The organism is Allokutzneria sp. NRRL B-24872 (assembly GCF_002155965.1).
In the GTDB taxonomy this organism is placed as follows: domain Bacteria; phylum Actinomycetota; class Actinomycetes; order Mycobacteriales; family Pseudonocardiaceae; genus Allokutzneria.
Map to the genome: position 1 here is coordinate 1 of NZ_MUMH01000020.1, position 16,896 is coordinate 16,896.

Consider the following 16,896-nt stretch of genomic DNA (forward strand, 5'->3'; position numbering starts at 1 on the left):
CCATACGCTCGCGCGAGGGCCGGGTTCACCACCCGTGCCCCTGTAAGGCCCAGGGGCACGCGCAAGGGGTTCCCAGGTCAAGCCGACCCCACCCACAAACCAGCGAACCCAAGAGCTAAAAAATACGCCCCTCCAAAGCGCCCCAATCCCCACCACGAGGCGAATACCGCACAACCTCCCCACAAGCCACCCCACGCACCCCCAACTGCACCAACGCGTTCCCCGCCGCAGCCCCCTCCACAGGCCCGGCCACCACCGGCAGACCACACGCATCAGCAGTCAACTGGCACAGCAACGCATTCTGCGCCCCACCACCAACCACATGCACAACATCCACATCGACCCCAGAAAGCTCCATCGCTGATCGCAACGCACGACGATGAGCCAAAGCCAAGCTGTCCAAAATGCACCGAACGGTCTCCGCGCGAGACGACGGAATCTTCTGCCCGGTCCGCGCGCAAGCAGCCGCAATTCGCGCAGGCATATCGCCGGGCTCTGAGAACTCCTCGACGTCCACCACGGAACCGAATTCCTTCTCAAAAGAAAGAGAGGACAGCGAAACATCCCAGGACCGCAGGCACTCCTGCAAGATCCACAGGCCGGTCACATTGCGCAGGTACCGAACGGTGCCGTCCACGCCCAGCTCGTTGGAGAAGTTCGCAGCGCGGCTGGCGGCACTCAGTACCGGAGAAGAGAGCGAGAGTCCCACGAGGGACCACGTACCGCACGAGATGTACGCGAAACGAGGCGACGACGCGGGCACACCCACGACGGCGGAGGCAGTGTCATGGGAGCCGACGGCGACGACAGGGATCGGGCCCAACCCGAGGTGCGGGGAGAGCTCGCCGATACGGGTGCCCGGCTCGCGGAGAGCACCGAACAGCGACGGATCGAGGCCCACGCGGCGCATCAGCTCGACGTCCCACTGCCGGCGGCGGACGTCCAGCAAACCGGTGGTGGACGCGTTGGTGACCTCGGCGCCCATCGAACCGGTCAACCAGAACGCGAGCAGATCGGGGATCATCAACAGCTGGGACGCCGACGCCAACAGGGGTTCCACGGCGAGCTGGTAGATGGTGTTGAACGGCAGCACCTGCACTCCGGTGCGCGAGTACAGCTCCTCAGCCGGAACGGGGAACGACGAAGTGACTCCGACAGTCCGGGAATCGCGGTAGTGCACGGGATTCCCGAGGAGCGCGCCGGAGGACGACAGCAGGCCGTAGTCGACGGCCCACGAGTCGATGCCGATGCTGTCGACCGGACCGGCTTCACGCAACCCGGAGAGAATCCCTCGGTACAGAGCCAAAATGTCCCAGTACAGCGAGTCGCCGACGCGCACCGGCCCGTTCCAGAACCGGTGCACCTCGGTCAGTTCCAAGGAACCGTCGACCAGCTCGCCGACCATCACCCGGCCGCTGGAGGCGCCGAGGTCGACCGCGGCGACCCTCACGCGCCGACCCGGACTTCGCGGAACTCCAACCCGATCAGTTCCGCGACGCAGCGCAACGACGCGGCCTCGTGACCGATCCCCAGCGCCCAGTGGTGGTCGACGCCGGAAGCGCTCCACGCGTCGGTCCACTCGCCGGGGTCGCAGCCGAAGTCGACGCGCGAGGTGGTGTTGCCGATCTCCAACAGCGGCCCGGGAACGACGGTGCCCTCAGCCGCCACCATCACGTAGCTGCCGTCGCGCTCCTGACCGAGCCCGAGCAGGGTGACCGGTCCTTGGCGCACGTCGAACTCGACGGACACACCCCAACCGCGCTTGCCGTGGTAGACGCCGAGTCCGCGCAGCAGCGGCCGGCGTGCGCTGATCGCCAGGTGCGCGGGGCCGTCGTGACCCATCTCCACCACGTTGTCGACGAAGTTCAACGCCTGCAACTCGGTGAAGGAGCCGCCAGCGCCCAACCGGTCCATGATCAGCATCGCGAGGGAGTTGCGCAGCTCGTACTCGCCAGCCGCGGGAACGCCACGCGCGGTCAGCAGGGACGCGCCGAGGATCATGCCCGCGCCCAAGCGCTCGTGCTGCTCGCCGTCGAGCCCGCGGTGGTAGTACGCCAGCGAGTCGAGCGCGAAGTCCGAGACCAGTCGGTCCAGGCCGACGGAAACCTGGGCGCCCCACGCGAAATCGTCGTCGACGACCGAGGAGTCAAGCTCGAAGACCGAGCGCGCCAGCTCCATCCGAGCGCCCACCTCCGCGTCGGTCACGGCCGCGACCCGCACGCGCAGGTCGTCCAGCTCCAGCACTTCGACGTGCCCGCCGAGCTGCGCCGACACCGACGTCAGATCCGTTGAGACGTCGAGCATTCCCGGGTAGAGGTGCCCCATCAGCCCGTGCCTGCCGTGCCGCAGCGCGCCGCGCACCCCGGCCGCCCGCACCCACCGCGCGATCCGCATCCACGCGCGCTCGTCCTCGACATAGCCCGACACGCTGCGGAAATCCACGCCCGCGCGCCGGAACGCGTTGGCCATCTCCGGCAGCGGGCACGCGCCGCAGTACGCCAACCACGCGCCGGTGTCGAAGGACGCGTGATCCATCTTCTCCGTGGGCTGGAGGTTGATCAGCAGCACCGGAGCCCCACTGCGTTGCGCGACGGGCACGAGCATCGAGGCCGTCATGTACGTGGTGAGGAAGCCAACGATCAGGTCGCAGCCCGCCACGCGCAGCTTCTCCGCCGCCGAGGCGCCTTCCTGAGCGTCGGAGATGAACCCGACGTCCACCACGTCGATGTCACCGATCGCGCTGAGCCGATCCGACACCCGAGCGGCCGATTTTTGCAGTTGCGGCAACAGGTTCGGGAACTGCGGCCAGTACGCGCCGAGGCCCCCGGCGACCAGTCCGACCCGGGTTCGCCGGGTGCGCACGCGCTCCATCCTCGAAGCTCCTCAGCGTAGGAACGCGGCGGCGACGCCAGCGTCGACGGGAATGTGCAGTCCGGTGGTGTGCGACAGCTCTCCGGCGGTCAGCACGAAAACGGCGGCGGCGACGTGCTCCGGCAGCACCTCGCGCTTGAGCAGGGTCCGCTTGGCGTAGAACGCGCCCAGGTCCTCCTCGGCGACACCGTAAACGGCCGCGCGCTGAGCACCCCAGCCGCCCGCGAAGATCCCCGAACCGCGCACGACGCCGTCCGGGTTGACGCCGTTGACCTTGATGCCGTGCTCGCCCAGCTCGGCCGCGAGGAGCCGGACCTGGTGCGCCTGGTCGGCCTTGGCCGAGCCGTACGCCAGGTTGTTCGGCCCGGCGAAGACTCCGTTCTTCGAGGCGATGTAGACGATGTCGCCGCCCATGCCCTGCGCGATCATCGCCTTGGCCGCCGCGCGCGCGACCAGGAACGAGCCGCGCGCCATGACGCCGTGCTGGACGTCCCAGTCGGCGTCGGTGGTCTCCAGCAGCGGCTTGGAGATCGACAGGCCCGCGTTGTTGACCACCAGGTCGACGCCGCCGAAGGCCAGCACGGCCGCATCCACAGCAGCAGCAACAGCTTCGCTCGACGTGACGTCCACGGTCACCGGAACGGCAACGTCAGTGGAGCCCAGCGACTCCGCGACCGCAGAAGCCGCCGCAGCATCGCGGTCCGCGACGACGACGCACGCGCCTTCAGCGGCCAGCCGCTCCGCGATCGCCCGGCCGATGCCCGAGCCGCCCCCGGTCACGAACGCGACCCGCGCAGCGAGCGGCTTGGGCTTGGGCATGCGGGCGAGCTTGGCCTCTTCGAGCGCCCAGTACTCGATGCGGAACTTCTCCGACTCCGGGATGGGCGCGTAGCTCGACACGGCCTCCGCGCCGCGCATCACGTTGATGGCGTTGACGTAGAACTCGCCCGCCACGCGAGCGGTCTGCTTGTTGGCGCCGAAGGAGAACATGCCGACGCCGGGCACGAGCACGATCGCGGGGTCCGCTCCGCGCATGGCGGGCGAATCCGGCTCAGCGTGCCGCTCGTAGTAGGCGCGGTACTGCTCGCGGTAGTCCGCGTGCAGCTCGCGCAGGCGCGCGACCGCGTCCTCCAGCGGAGCGTCGGCGGGCAGGTCGAGCACGAGCGGAGCGACCTTGGTCCGCAGGAAGTGGTCCGGGCAGGACGTGCCGAGCGCGGCCAACGGCGCCAGCTTCTCGCGCGCGAGGAAGTCCAGCACCTCGTCGGAGTCGGTGAAGTGGCCGACCTGAGCGCGGTCCGTCGACGCGAGCCCACGGATCACCGGGGCGAGCGCCGCTGCCCGTGCGCGCCGATCAAGAACCGGTAGCGGCGCGAATCCTGGCTTCACAGAGCCGAAAGGCTCAGTGACACCCCGGGTGGAGATGTACTCCTGAGCGGTCTGGATGATCTCCAGCGAGCGCGCCTCGCACTCCGCCGAGGTCTCACCCCACGCGGTGATGCCGTGCCCGCCGAGGATCACGCCGATGGCGCGCGGGTTGGCCTCCTTGACCGCCGCGATATCCAGGCCCAACTGGAACCCCGGCCTGCGCCACGGCACCCAGACCACGCGGTCGCCGAAGATCTCCTTGGTGAGCGCTTCACCGTCTGCGGAGCACGCGATCGCGATCCCGGCGTCAGGGTGCAGGTGGTCGACGTGCGCGGAGTCGACGAGCCCGTGCATCGCGGTGTCGATGGACGGTGCCGCGCCGCCCTTGCCGTGCAGGCAGAAGTCGAACGCGGCGACCATCTCGTCCTCGCGCTCGACACCCGGGTAGACGTCGATGAGCGCGCGCAAGCGGTCCAGCCTCAGCGCCGCCAGCCCGGAGGCGGTCAGCGTGCCGAGGTCGCCGCCGGAACCCTTGACCCACAACAGGTCCACAGCCGTGCCGGTGACCGGATCGGTGGCGCTGCCCTTCGCGGAGGTGTTCCCGCCCGCGTAGTTGGTGTAGCGCGGATCGCTGCCGAGGCGGTTGCTGCGCCCGAGAAGCTCCTGAAGGGTGGTCATGCTCCCCAACCTGCCTGTGTGCCGCCGACGCGGTCGGCCTCGATTCGTTCTTGGTAGCCCGAAGCGCGGTACGCCGCAACTGGATCGGGGTCCAGCCCCGCGTCCGCGCGCACCTCCCGCAGCATCGGGCGGACATCAGTGGAGTAGGCGTCCATCAGCACCGCGTTCGCGCCGAGGACGTCCCCGGAGCGCTGCGCGTCGGCAAGTGCTTCGGCGTCGATGATCAGCGCCTTGGCCGTGGCCTCTTGGACGTTGAGCACCGAGCGGATGATCGCGGGGATCTTCGCCTCGATGTTGTGGCACTGGTCGAGCATGAACGCGATCCCCGCCTCGGGCCGCAACGCGTCGGCGGAGACGATCTCGTGCATGATCCGGAACAGCTGGAAGGGGTCGGCCGCGCCCACCATCAGGTCGTCGTCGGCGTAGAACCGCGAGTTGAAGTCGAAGGCGCCGAGCTTGTTGGCGCGCAACAGGAACGCCACGATGAACTCGATGTTGGTGCCCGGCGCGTGGTGGCCGGTGTCGATGCAGACCGTGGCTTTGTCGCCCAGCTCCGTGCAGTGCGCGTACGAGGTGCCCCAATCGGGCACGTCCGTGGTGTAGAACGCGGGCTCGAAGAGCTTGTACTCCAACAGCATCCGCTGATCCGGGCCGAGCCGGTCGTAGACCTCGCGCAGCGCTTCGGCGAGCCGGTCCTGGCGCGCGCGGATCGAGTCCTGGCCGGGGTAGTTGGTGCCGTCGGAGAACCACAGCTTGAGGTCGCGGGAGCCCGTCGCGTCCATGATGTCCACGCACTTCAGCAGGTGGTCGATCGCCTTGCGGCGAATCCGCGGCTCGGGGTTGGTCACCGAACCGAGCTTGAAGTCGGGGTCCTGGAACACGTTGGAGTTGATGGCCCCGAGCGCGACGCCGTGCTCCTCGGCGTGGGCGGCGAGCTTGCCGTAGTCCTCGACCTCGTCCCAGGGGATGTGCAGCGCCACGGTCGGCGCGATCCCGGTCAGCCGGTGCACCACCGCGGCGTCGGCGATCTTCTCCCACGGGTCGCGCGGGACACCGGGCTGCGGGAAGACCTTGAAGCGGGTGCCCGAGTTCGCGTACGCCCAGGACGGCGTCTCGATCCGCTGTCCGGCCAGTGCCGCGCGGACCTCGCTCGTAGCTGGCATGGTTCGCTCCTCCCCCAAGGCGCTTTGAAAGGTTTCATGTCGCGGTTTCACCACCGTAGAGCGGCCCCTCGGCCAGGGTCAAGACGCAGGTAACAAGTCGACCCCCATGCCCTTGTGTGCCCCTGATCGCGTAGTTACAGTGCCGATTAATACGTTTCATTTTGTGAGCGGGGTCGCACGGCAGTGTCGCCGTTGGAAGACGAGGAGTCGCCATGACCGCACCCCAGGACGTCCGCCAGGACGACCACACGATCAGCAGACAGCAGTGGAAGATCTCGGTGCTCGCCGCGATGGCGTCCTACCTGGACGCGGGCTCGATCGTGGCGCTCGGCGCGGGGATGAGCGTGTTCCAGGCGGAGCTGGGGCTGACCAGCACCGGGGTCGGCGTGCTCGCCGCGATCGGGCCGAACGCCATCGGCTGCGCGATCGGCGCGTTCATCGGCGGGCGGCTCGGCGACAAGCTCGGCCGCAAGCGGATCTACAAGTGGGACCTCATGGTCTACGCGCTGGGCATCCTGCTCGTCGCGGGCTCCTTCACCACACCCATGCTGTTCATCGGCACCTTCATCGTCGGCGTCGCGGTCGGCGCGGACGTGCCCACCTCGCTCGCGCTGGTCGGTGAGCTGGCACCGGCCAAGGGCAGGGGCAGACTCATCGGGCTGACCCAGGTCGCCTGGTTCCTCGGCCCGGTCGTGGTCCTCGTCCTCGCGCTCCTGCTGACGCCGATGGGCATCACCGGCACCAGGATCGTGTTCCTGTCGCTGTTCGTGGTCGCCGTGGTGACGTGGGCGCTGCGGCAGGGCATCGCGGAGTCGGCTCGCTGGCAGAGCGCGGCGTCCTCCGGCAAGCCCTCCCCCACCGCCCAGGTCAAGGCGCTGTTCTCCGGCCAGAACCTGCGCGCGCTGGTGTGGACCGGCACGATCTACACGTTCTGGGGCCTGGCAGCGGGTACGGCGGGCATCTTCACCCCCTACATCGTGACGACGCTGAACGCGGGCACGCAGTCCGCGGGCGTGGCGCTGAGCTGTGCGGGCTTCGTCATCGGCATCATCGCCACGGTCACCATCTTCATGCGCCTCAACGACAAGAGCTATCAGCGGCGGCGCACGATGTGGGCGGTCGGCTCGCTGATGCAGGTCACGGCGTATGCGCTGTTCCTGGTGCTGCCGTTCACGGTGCCCACGGTGGTCCTCAACGTCGTGCTGTTCAACATCGGCGGGGCGCTCGCGGGCGAGCCGACGTACAAGGTGTTCAGCCAGGAGCTGTTCCCGACCATGTTGCGCGGCACCGCGCAGGGCTTCACCTTCGGCGTGGCCCGGGTGCTGCTGGGCGTTTGGAGCTTCTTCGTGCCGATGTTGGCCTCCGCTTCGATCGGCCCGGTCGCCGCGCTGCTGGCGGGTTTCCTGTTGGTCAGCGGTGTCGTCGGGTACTTCTTCATGCCGGACACAGTCGGGAAATCGCTTGAACAGATCGAGAAGGAGCGTGGCGTCGCGACATGAACGCCGACGTGATTCTCCCAGCGGAGGCGTCATGGTGAACGAGTTGCTCGCCCGGTTCACCGATCCGGCTCCCGAGTACGGTCCGCTGCCGATCTGGTGGTGGAGCGGCGCCAAGGTGACCAGGGAACGGCTTCGCGAGCAGATGGAGAAGCTCGTGGCGGGCGGGGTCAGGCAGGCCGTGGTGCTGTGCCTCGCCCCGACCGGGCCGATGTTCGGTTCCGTCGCCGACGATCCGGCGTTCCTGACGCCCGAGTGGATCGAGCTCTTCGACGGCGCGTGCGCCGACGCCGAGGAGCTGGGGTTCACGCTGTGGCTCTACGACCAGATCGGCTTCTCCGGGGCGAACTTCCAGGGCAGGCTGATCGCCGCGACCCCGTCCTCCGCCGGACAGGCGCTCTACCGGACCTCCGTGGAGGTTTCCGGCGCACAGGACCTAGCGCCTCCTGAAGGCCACGTCGCCCTTGCGGCGTACGCCGTTCTTCCCTCCGGCGAGCGGCCCGCCGTCCCGCTCGCCGGAGGGTCCGTCCAGTGGCCGGGTGGCCCCGCGCGGGTCGTGATCGTCCACAGTGGAACGAGTGGGTTCGACTACTTCTCCACTGAGGCGTGCGCGGCACTGCTCGACGAGGTGCACGGCACGCTCGAACGCGGTGTGGGCCACTGGTTCGGCCGCAGCATCGGCGGTTTCTTCCAGGACGAGCTGCCCGCGATGCCCACATGGGGAACGGATTTCGCGACGACCTTCGCCTCGGCTTACGGCTACGACCTGCTCCCCGTGCTGTGGGCGCTGTGGGAGGACGACGCCTCGCCGGAGGCCGTGCGCGTCCGTCGCGACTACCACGCGCACCGTGCTTCCCTTGCCCGGCGCGGGTTTTTCGACCAGCACGACGAGTGGTACCGCTCGCGCGGGCTCATCTGCGGCTTCGATCAGGCGACCCCGTCGCGTGAGGGCGATCCGGCGGGCGGCGTGCGGTTGTACGGCGACTACCTCGGCACGCACTCCGGGTACGGCGCGCCCGGCAGCGATCACTGGGGCGATGCCAAGGTGCACAGTTCGCTGGCGCACGCGAACGGCCACGGCCGCACGTGGATCGAGGCGTTCCACTCCTCGGGCTGGGGTGGCACGCTGGAGGAGACCTACGACTGGCTGGCCCCGTTCTTGCGGCGTGGAGCCACTCTCTACGACCCGCACGCCGTTTATTACTCCACTGTGGGCGGTTGGTGGGAGTGGGCGCCGCCGTCGACCTGTTGGCGCCAGCCGTACTGGCCGTCCTACCACGTGTTCTCGACCGCGGTCAGCCGCCTGTGCTCGGTGCTCACGGCAGGGCGGCACGTCTGCGACGTCGTGCTGCTGTCTCCGACTTCGACGGTGCAGGGGCACCTGACGCTGGACGGACCGCTCGCCGCCGCGGCCGAGGCCAACGAGGCCTTCCTGGCGCTCAACGGTGTTGGCACCTGGTTCGCGGAGAAACCCGGAGTGCTGGAGCGAGCCGGGATCGACCACGACGTGTTCGACGAAGCCACCATCGCGCGCGCTTCCGTCCTGCCCGGCGGGCGGCTTCGCGTCGGTGACGAGGAGTTCAGCACCGTCGTCCTGCCCGCCGTGCACGCGTTGCACGCCGACGCGGCGAACCGCCTGCTGGAATTCGTCGCTGAGGGCGGGCGCGTGGTGTGCGTCGGCCGTGTTCCTTCGTTGTTCCTGGACGGCTCGGTGGAGTCGTTCCCGGCCACCGTCGTGTCGTCTGTGGAGGAAGTGCCCGCCGCCGTCCGCCAAGGACAGATCCGAGTCTCAGCTGATACTCCGTACCTGTTGCGGCAGGTCGGCGACGCGTACGTGCTCGCGCTGACCGCGCACGACGACGTCAGCGGGACCGCCGCGCCGATGCTCGACCTCGGCGAGGGCTACTGGTGGTCCAACGGCGTGGAGTTCGACTGGCAGGGCTACAACGAGCAGCTTCGCACGCGCGGCTACGACTTCCGCGCGCCCGGCGATCGGGTGGCGCACGTTCAGCTCTCGGGCATCTCGAACGTCCGCGCGCAGAGTTGGGCTCCTGGACGGGGCACGCGCACCGAGCTGGCGATCGCTTCGGACGGGTCCTTCGAGGTCCCCTTCGACGACGGGTCGGTGGCCCTGGTGGTACTCGCTCCCGACCTGCCACCCGCCCAGCTGCCCCGCGCCGCTGTGTCCTCAATGGACATTCCGGGACCGTGGACCGGCATCGCGGAGTCCACTTTGGACAACTCGCGCGGAGATCTGGCCGCACCATCGCGGACCGGGGTGCTGCCGATCGAGATCTGGCGCCTGTCGCACCACACCGGCTCCGAGTGGTGTGAGGTCACCGCGTCCTATGGCCCCTTCGCCTCGGTCCACGACGGCGACGGCGTGTGGCGCCCGGCCGAGTGGTCGCTGGCGCGCGGCGTCCAGAACGACCCGCTGCACTCGGACACGTTGGGCCCCAAAGGACAGGTGCCCGAGGAGTTCATCGACTGGCGCGAAGTCCCAGAAGGCACCACTGTCGCGATCCGCACGCACATCGACCTTGTCGAGGGAGCCGGCCTCGTGGTCGGCGCGGGGGCTCCGCGTCGCGTGCTGCTCAACGGCGTCGAACTCCCGATCGAGGGTGAGGGACACCAGTCGGTGAGCCCGCTGCCCTCCGGTGGAGAACTCGTCATCGAGCTGACCGCGACGCGGACGGGGCCACTGCGCGCGTCCTTCGCCGTGGTCACCGATGTGGACGCCTACCTCCGTCCAGAGTGGATTCGTCCTGACGGGCCGGTGGTCGTCGGCGCCTCGCACGACATGACCTTCTCGTTCGATCTGAACGAAGTTCCAATCGGTACTTCCGCTCTGATCGGATCTGACGGCGCGTGCAGCGTGCTGGTCAACGGCGTGGAGATCGGCAGGCAGGGCGACTTCAACCCCTACCCGGAGCACCGCGAGATCCGGCTGCACACCTACGAGCTGGCTCCGCACCTGGTCGTCGGCGTGAACACCGTGGTGCTCCGCGTGACCCACCAGAGCCACCACGGCACCGCCGCGACCTTCGACTCCGCTTCGCTCGGAGTTCGCAGCGGGCCGGGCTGGACATCGGCTGTGCTGCAACGGGAACACCGGCGCGACCCGCGCTTCGTCTGCGCGTACCCACGGCCGCATCCTTTGCCCGGAGCCGACTGGCTCGACCCCGCCGTGTCCTCTGCCGGAGTCGTCGTGCCCGTTGTTCCGGACATCGCTCCCACCGTGCCTCGCACTGAGCAGCTGCGTTTCGCGCTTCCTCCCGGCACCGTCTCCGTCCGCGTTCCGTCCACTTTGGACATGATCGCGGTCGTCGGCGATGAGGAGGTCAAGGTCGTCGACGGCGTCCTGCGCCTGCCCTCTCCGGCGCGCGCTGGCGACTTCGCGACGCTTCTCGTGTCCGCTGTGGACGGTCGACGCGGCGGTGCCCTGCTGGACGGGCCGCTCGAAGTGTCCGTTGTCGAGGCGGAGTTTCCCCTGGGCGACTGGGCATCGCTCGGGTTGCACAACCTCGGCGGCCACGTCCGCTACCGGACGACGTTCACCGTTCCCGAGCTGTCCGGACGACAGGTCCTCGATCTCGGCTCGGTGCGCGGCGCCGTGTCGGTCATCGTGAACGGCGAGCACGCCGGAGACCTCGTGTGGGGGCCGTGGCGGCTCGATGTGAGCGATTTCCTTGTCACCGGGGAGAATCACGTCGAAGTCGTTGTGCGCGGAACGCTGGCCGGATACCTGGACGACGCCTCGCCGACGTCCGGGGTCTACGCCGGACAGGTCCGAAGTGGACTCTTCGGCCCCGTCCGGCTGCTGACCACTCAGACGGTCAGCGAACCCCAGTAGGCATCACTTCTCGTGCAAGCCCGCGCAGCCACGTGTGCGCGGGGTCGTTGGCGTAGCGCTGGTGCCACGCGAGGTGGATGGGGATCGCGGGCATGGACAGCGGCAGCGGGCGCACGCGGAGGCCGAAGTCCTCCAGCAGCGGGCGGCTCGTCAGCTCGGGGACGGCCACGACGAGATCGTGCTCGCGGACGAATCGCAGCGCGGCGGCATTGGTCGGGGCCGCCGCGACCACCGTGCGCCGCAGGCCCTGAGCCTCCACGGCGTCGTCGATGGGATCACGCAGCCGCCCTCGGCGGGACACGGTGATGTGCTCCGCCGCCGCGTAGTCCGCGAGCGTCAGTTCTCCTTGGCACAGCGGGTGTTCTGGGCGCACGGCGAGCACGAGCCGGTCGTGGCCCACGACCTCGTGGCGCATCTCCGACGTGGCGGGCGTGCCGGAGTGGGCTTCGAGGTCGACGTCACCGCGCCGAGGGTCGTGGACGTCGCCGCTGGCCTCGGCCAGGAACCGCAGGCGGACGCCGGGCGCCGCGGAACGCACGGCGCGGAGCAGGGCGGGCCCAGCCGCCGCGGCCAGGGCGTCGTGCCATTTCAGGATGAAGGTCCGCTCCAGGGTCGCCGGGTCGACGTCGGTGCGCGGCGCGAGGACCTCTTGGGCTCGCTGCACCAGGTCGTGCACGGTCTCGCGCAGTTCGAGGGCGCGCGGGGTCGCGGTCATGGTCCGGCCGGTGCGCACCAGGATCTGGTCCCCGGTGGCCCGGCGGATGCGGCCGAGCGTGCGGCTCATCGCGGGCGCGGAGACGTGCAGGCGCGCGGCGGCCCCGGTCACGCTGCCCTCTTCCAGCAGGGCGTCGAGCGCGAGCAGCAGGTTCAAGTCCAGTTGCATGTGAGTAAATCCAGTCGTAACTAGATTGCATTTGAAGTTAATGATGCCTGCTCCTAGCGTCGAACGCGACACCGAACAACCCGCGAGGAGCGACCATGAACCTGGTGGAACACACCGTCGAAGTCGTTGTGGCGGCAGGAGAACTCCTGCGCGAGCGCTACGACGTGTCCGCGCGGCCAGGGAGTCTGGACGAGATCGTCCGTGACATCCACGCCAACGACGACGCGGTCCTGGCGCTCATCAAGGAGCCGTTGCTGCGGGCGCGGCCCGGGTCGCGCTGGGCGGAGGACGAGCTGGCCGGAGGCGCCTTGCCGCCGGGCGAGTGGTGGGTGGTGGACACCGCTGAGGGCAACATCAACCACGTCCACGGCATGGCCGAGTGGGCGGTGACCGCCGCTCTGGTGCGCGACAACTCCCCCGTGCTGGCCGTGGTCGTCCTGCCGCTGACCGGCGACGTCCACACCGCTGTGCGGGGCGGCGGGGCTCAGCTGAACGGTCAGCCGCTGCGCGTCTCCGCGAAGTCCGAGCTCGGGGCGGCGCTGGTGGGAACTGGGCAGGCCAAACCCGGCGAGGCCGTTGAGGACCTGCACCGCATGGGCGCCTCGGTGACCGCGATGCTGACCAACGCGCTGGTCGTGCGCGTCTCGGTCCCGGCGACGATGCAGCTGATCCACGTCGCGGCGGGCCGCATGGACGCGTTCTGGCAGTACTCCGACGTGCGCTCGGGCCTGCTGCCCGGGGCGCTGCTCGTCGCGGAGTCCGGCGGCGCGGTCACCGACACGCACGGCGAGCCGTGGAGCCTGTCCAGCAAGGACTTCCTGGCCTCAGCCCCCGGCGTGCACGCGGCGGTCGCCGGTGTCTTGGCGGCTGCGGCATGAAGATCGCCGTACTGGGTGCCACCGGGCGGACGGGGCGGCTCGTGGTCGCACGCGCACTGGAACGCGGGCACGAAGTTGTTGCCCTGGCGAGGAATCCGGCCGATGTCGAGCCCTCAGACCGCCTGCGCGTGGTTCAGGCCGATGTGGCCGAGCCCGGCAGTGCGGCCGCCGCCGTCGAAGGGGTCGATGTCGTGCTGAGCGGTCTGGGCGTCACGCGGAAGCAGGAACCCGCGATCCTCGTCGAAGGAGCCCGCGAGCTCGCTTCGGCCGCACCGCGCGTCATCTGGCTGACCTCGTTGGGGATGGGGAGCACCGAAGGAGCCCTCGGCGCAGTCACTGGCGCTCTGCTCAAGCGCCTCCTGCGGCACGAGTGGGCGGCCAAGGGCGTCGCTGACCGTGTTCTCAGGGACGCCGGTGGCACCACCGTCCACGCCGGCCCGTTGACGGACAAGGCGTATCAGGGCAATGGATTCCTCTTGCACACCAAGGACTTCAAGCCCCGGGCGCTCCCTCCGACGGCCCCGCGCGCCGGGATCGCCGCGCTCATGGTCACCGAGGCCGAGACACCGCGCTTCGCCGACGCGGACACCATCGCCCTGTTCCCGCGCTGAGCGGGAGCGAAGGGCCCTAGGCGGCGGTGGCGCTGCGGTACCCGGCGATGACCGTGCCGGGGATGCGACCGCGGTCGGAGAGCTCGTGGCCGTTGAGCTTGGCCCACTCGCGGACCTCCTTGGCCTCGCGCCTGGTGAGGCCCGGGGAGGCGTCGGTGGCCCGGCGGCGAACCCGGCGCGCGGCGGCGACGTAGTTCTCCAGCGCGGCGTTGAGCCTGGCCGCGTTCTCCTCGTTGAGGTCGATCTCGTAGACCACACCGTCGATGGCGAACTCCGTGCGCGAGACGTCGTCGCCGACCTGACCGGTGAGGTCGTCGATCATGTGGACGACCGTGCGCTGGGCCATGGTGGAACTCCTAGGGAAAGTGCGGGGACAACCGCCACAATTGAACTGTTCTTCGTTTTCGCGCTACCGCACGACAGAAACTATGGAGACCGACCGCGCGCGACAAGGGTTTCATCCACGACGGAAACGTGAATCGCGCCGGGGGCACGCCACCGCGCCCGGCGCGCGCGTGGCCCCAATCCTGCGGGAGCAGGACCGGACGACGGGAAAGCGACTCGCTCGTCCCCTCGGCTCGCCCACCCGCCGTCTCCGGTCACCGGAGGTCGACATATCCGGGCACCATTGCCCACCTCGAGCGCCTGATCACGGCCGACGACTCGATCACGGCCACCGACGAGCCCCGGTGCCGTTACCGTCCGCCCTGCTTCCCGGGCCGGAACACCATTGTTCCAGGGGACGGGCCCCAATTCCCGACGGTGTCGCCCGTGGTGACCGGGCCGGATTCCACAGTTCAGCAGGGTGGGACCGGCGGGTTCGAGCAACCGATTGCTGACTGCGACATCCGCGTCGACCATCGGCACGACGCCACCCGGACGAAACGATTCCCACCGCCCGGCGGGCTCCCTCCCGCAACACCGGGAAGCTGGGTGCATTCCCGGGTCCGATCGCCGTGTTGGGGACTTGCCACCGCAACGCAGCTCCTGACGACAAGTGTCACCAAGACCACTACGAGGACATTTCCGAGCCGGTTCACGACCGGGATCGATTACCGGTTTACAGTGTGCGCCGAGCGAGACAGGTCACTGCACTTCCTGGCCGCCGCCGCCATAGCGCGAGGTCAGCTCCGCGCCGATCCGGCCCAGCTCGGCGCGGACGGACGGCGGGTCCAGCACCTCGATCATCGAGCCCCAGCCCGCGAGGTTGCGGGCGAGGTCCCTCGGCGTGGGCGCGGCGAGCCGAACCCGGGTGCGGCCGTCTGCCAACTCGGCCTCGATCTCGCAGTGGCGGCCGAAGTGGTCCTGGAGCACCCACAGGAACCGCGACTCGACGAGCACCGAGGCCCAGGTGCGCGAGCGCTTCTGTTCCACCTGTCCCACAACGGTTTCCCAGGCCTCCGCGAGCGTGAAGTCGTCGGGGCGCTCCGCAGGCTCGTCGGTGGGATCGGCGGCGATGATGCGATCAACTCGAAACGTTCGCTGACCGCGCTCCGTTCCGGCGATGAGGTACCAGACATCGTCCTTGTCGACCAGGCCCCACGGATCGATCAGGCGCTCGCCGCGGTCGCGGTAGGTCAGGCGGACCTTGAGCCTGCGGACCACGGCGGTCTGCAACAGCTCGACCAGCGGTGAGCGCGGCCGATCCCGCTCGCCCCACCGCGTCGGGTCGATCATGGTCGCGCTCGCGGCGGCCTCGGCCTCGGCGCGGAAGGTCCGCGGCAGTGCGCGAACCAGCTTGCGCAGCGCGGCCTTGGCCTCCCCCGACACGGCGGCGGCCGGGCCCACCAACAGGAACAGGGCCTGCGCCTCGGCGGCCGACAGCCCGGAGAGATCGGTGCGGGCGCCGCCGACGAGCGACCAGCCGCCCCCGCGCCCGGGCTGCGGGTAGACGGGAATGCCCGCGGCAGAGAGGGCTTCCAGGTCTCGGCGGGCGGTGGCGACGGAGACCTCCAGCTCCCGCGCGAGGTCGGCGGCGGTGACGCGGCCCCGCGACTGCATCAGCAGCAGTGCCGCGACCAGGCGATCAGCTCGCATCAGAACTCCCCGATAAAAGTGCTCAGTTGGTGAGCACTTTAAGCCAGAGGATGGGTCTCATGTTGCGAGGACTGACCACCGTGAACCTGTTCGCCGACGACGTCCCGGCCGCCGTTGCCTGGTACTCCGACGTGCTCGGCGTCGCCCCCTACTTCTCCCGCGAGGTCGCCGGCCGCCCCGCCTACGTCGAGTTCCGCATCGGCGACTACCAGCACGAACTGGGCCTGCTCGACCGCCGCTTCGCTCCGCCCGGGTGGGCCGCGGGCGTGGTCGGCTCGATGACCTACTGGTGCGTCGACGACGTCGAGGGCGCGTTCGCGCGGCTGCTGTCGATGGGCGCCACCGAGCACCAGAAGCCGACCGAGCACGGCCCCGGCTTCGTCACCGCCTCGGTCACCGACCCCTTCGGCAACGTGCTCGGCGTGATGGTCAACGTGCACTACCTCTCCGTGCTGGAGCAGCGGTCATGAGCGCCGTCTCCGCGAGCACACCTGCTGAGTGGCGCGCGTGGTTGGAGCGGAACTGCGCCTCCAGCAAGGAGATTTGGCTGATCATCCACCACAAGGGCAGCGCGACGCCGAGCGTGCGCTACCACGAGGCGATCGAGCAGGCGTTGTGCTTCGGCTGGATCGACGGGCTGCACCGCAAGCACGACAAGGACAGTTCCCGGCTCCGATTCACCCCGCGAGGCCCGCGCAGCACGTGGAGCGCGGTGAACCGGGAACGCGCGGCGAGGATGGTCGAGCAGGGCCTGATGACCGAGCGCGGGCAGGCCGTCATCGACCTGGCCCGCGCCAAGGGGACCTGGGAGCTGACCGCCAGCTTCCCGGAGGACCTCCAGCGCGCACTTGCGGCCGACAAGACGGCGGAGGCGAACTTCGCGACGTTCCCGCCGTCGTCCACGCGGCTGATCCTGGAGTGGATCGCGGGCGCGAAGAAGCCCGAGACCAGGCAACGCCGGATCGAACGCACCACAACCCTTGCCGCACAAGGCATCCGCGCCAACCACCCGAACACGAGGACGATTACCTAGAGTGATGAAGCTGAAACGATGGGGCCTG

General features: G+C 69.3%; 13 protein-coding genes. 6 read left to right on the forward strand and 7 right to left on the reverse strand.

Going from position 1 to position 16,896, the window contains the following annotated elements:
- Positions 1-115: 115 nt before the first annotated feature.
- Genes CCN37_RS05915 through rhaI form a run of 4 tightly spaced genes read right to left on the reverse strand, consistent with a single transcriptional unit; the run spans position 116 to position 6,077 of the window.
- On the reverse strand, positions 116-1,450 hold the full coding sequence (locus CCN37_RS05915) for a rhamnulokinase family protein (protein WP_246842836.1): 1,335 nt from the start codon (positions 1,448-1,450) through the stop codon (positions 116-118).
- On the reverse strand, positions 1,447-2,871 hold the full coding sequence (locus CCN37_RS05920) for an L-fucose/L-arabinose isomerase family protein (RefSeq protein ID WP_086819644.1): 1,425 nt from the start codon (positions 2,869-2,871) through the stop codon (positions 1,447-1,449). The genes CCN37_RS05915 and CCN37_RS05920 overlap by 4 nt, the downstream gene beginning before the upstream one ends.
- 12 nt (positions 2,872-2,883) lie before the next feature.
- Positions 2,884-4,914 carry a bifunctional aldolase/short-chain dehydrogenase gene (locus tag CCN37_RS05925; protein WP_086819645.1) on the reverse strand — a complete coding sequence of 677 codons (2,031 nt, stop codon included), beginning with the start codon at positions 4,912-4,914 and terminating at the stop codon, positions 2,884-2,886.
- A complete protein-coding gene (gene rhaI, locus CCN37_RS05930) occupies positions 4,911-6,077 on the reverse strand; it encodes an L-rhamnose isomerase (protein ID WP_086819646.1) in 1,167 nt (388 codons plus the stop codon). Before rhaI ends, CCN37_RS05925 begins: the two co-directional genes overlap by 4 nt.
- A 212-nt stretch (positions 6,078-6,289) precedes the next feature.
- On the opposite strand from rhaI, the gene CCN37_RS05935 reads away from it, so the two are divergent.
- The gene (locus CCN37_RS05935) at positions 6,290-7,576 is read left to right on the forward strand and encodes an MFS transporter (RefSeq protein WP_086819647.1); all 1,287 of its coding nucleotides are present in this window, start codon (positions 6,290-6,292) and stop codon (positions 7,574-7,576) included.
- Positions 7,577-7,607: 31 nt separating this feature from the next.
- The gene (locus CCN37_RS41350; RefSeq protein WP_086819648.1) at positions 7,608-11,426 is read left to right on the forward strand and encodes a hypothetical protein; all 3,819 of its coding nucleotides are present in this window, start codon (positions 7,608-7,610) and stop codon (positions 11,424-11,426) included.
- Here the strand turns inward: CCN37_RS41350 and CCN37_RS05945 are convergent.
- On the reverse strand, positions 11,410-12,309 hold the full coding sequence (locus CCN37_RS05945) for a LysR family transcriptional regulator (RefSeq protein ID WP_086819649.1): 900 nt from the start codon (positions 12,307-12,309) through the stop codon (positions 11,410-11,412). The two genes, CCN37_RS41350 and CCN37_RS05945, sit on opposite strands and share 17 nt — an antisense overlap.
- A 95-nt stretch (positions 12,310-12,404) precedes the next feature.
- On the opposite strand from CCN37_RS05945, the gene CCN37_RS05950 reads away from it, so the two are divergent.
- Together CCN37_RS05950 and CCN37_RS05955 are read left to right on the forward strand one after the other, a co-directional pair.
- Entirely contained in the window at positions 12,405-13,187 is a 783-nt protein-coding gene (locus CCN37_RS05950; RefSeq protein WP_210407887.1) for an inositol monophosphatase family protein, read from the forward strand.
- Entirely contained in the window at positions 13,184-13,798 is a 615-nt protein-coding gene (locus CCN37_RS05955; protein ID WP_086819651.1) for an NAD(P)-dependent oxidoreductase, read from the forward strand. Before CCN37_RS05950 ends, CCN37_RS05955 begins: the two co-directional genes overlap by 4 nt.
- 16 nt (positions 13,799-13,814) lie before the next feature.
- Here the strand turns inward: CCN37_RS05955 and CCN37_RS05960 are convergent, their stop codons facing one another.
- The gene (locus tag CCN37_RS05960) at positions 13,815-14,144 is read right to left on the reverse strand and encodes an Lsr2 family protein (RefSeq protein ID WP_086819652.1); all 330 of its coding nucleotides are present in this window, start codon (positions 14,142-14,144) and stop codon (positions 13,815-13,817) included.
- Positions 14,145-14,884: 740 nt separating this feature from the next.
- Positions 14,885-15,835: a YafY family protein gene (locus CCN37_RS05965; protein ID WP_086819653.1), complete on the reverse strand. Its 951-nt coding sequence runs from the start codon at positions 15,833-15,835 to the stop codon at positions 14,885-14,887.
- Between the two features lie 59 nt (positions 15,836-15,894).
- On the opposite strand from CCN37_RS05965, the gene CCN37_RS05970 reads away from it, so the two are divergent.
- Positions 15,895-16,305 (forward strand): VOC family protein, encoded by a 411-nt coding sequence (locus CCN37_RS05970; RefSeq protein ID WP_086819654.1) that lies wholly within the window; start codon positions 15,895-15,897, stop codon positions 16,303-16,305.
- The gene (locus tag CCN37_RS05975; RefSeq protein ID WP_086819655.1) at positions 16,302-16,868 is read left to right on the forward strand and encodes a YdeI family protein; all 567 of its coding nucleotides are present in this window, start codon (positions 16,302-16,304) and stop codon (positions 16,866-16,868) included. Before CCN37_RS05970 ends, CCN37_RS05975 begins: the two co-directional genes overlap by 4 nt.
- Positions 16,869-16,896 lie beyond the last annotated feature (28 nt).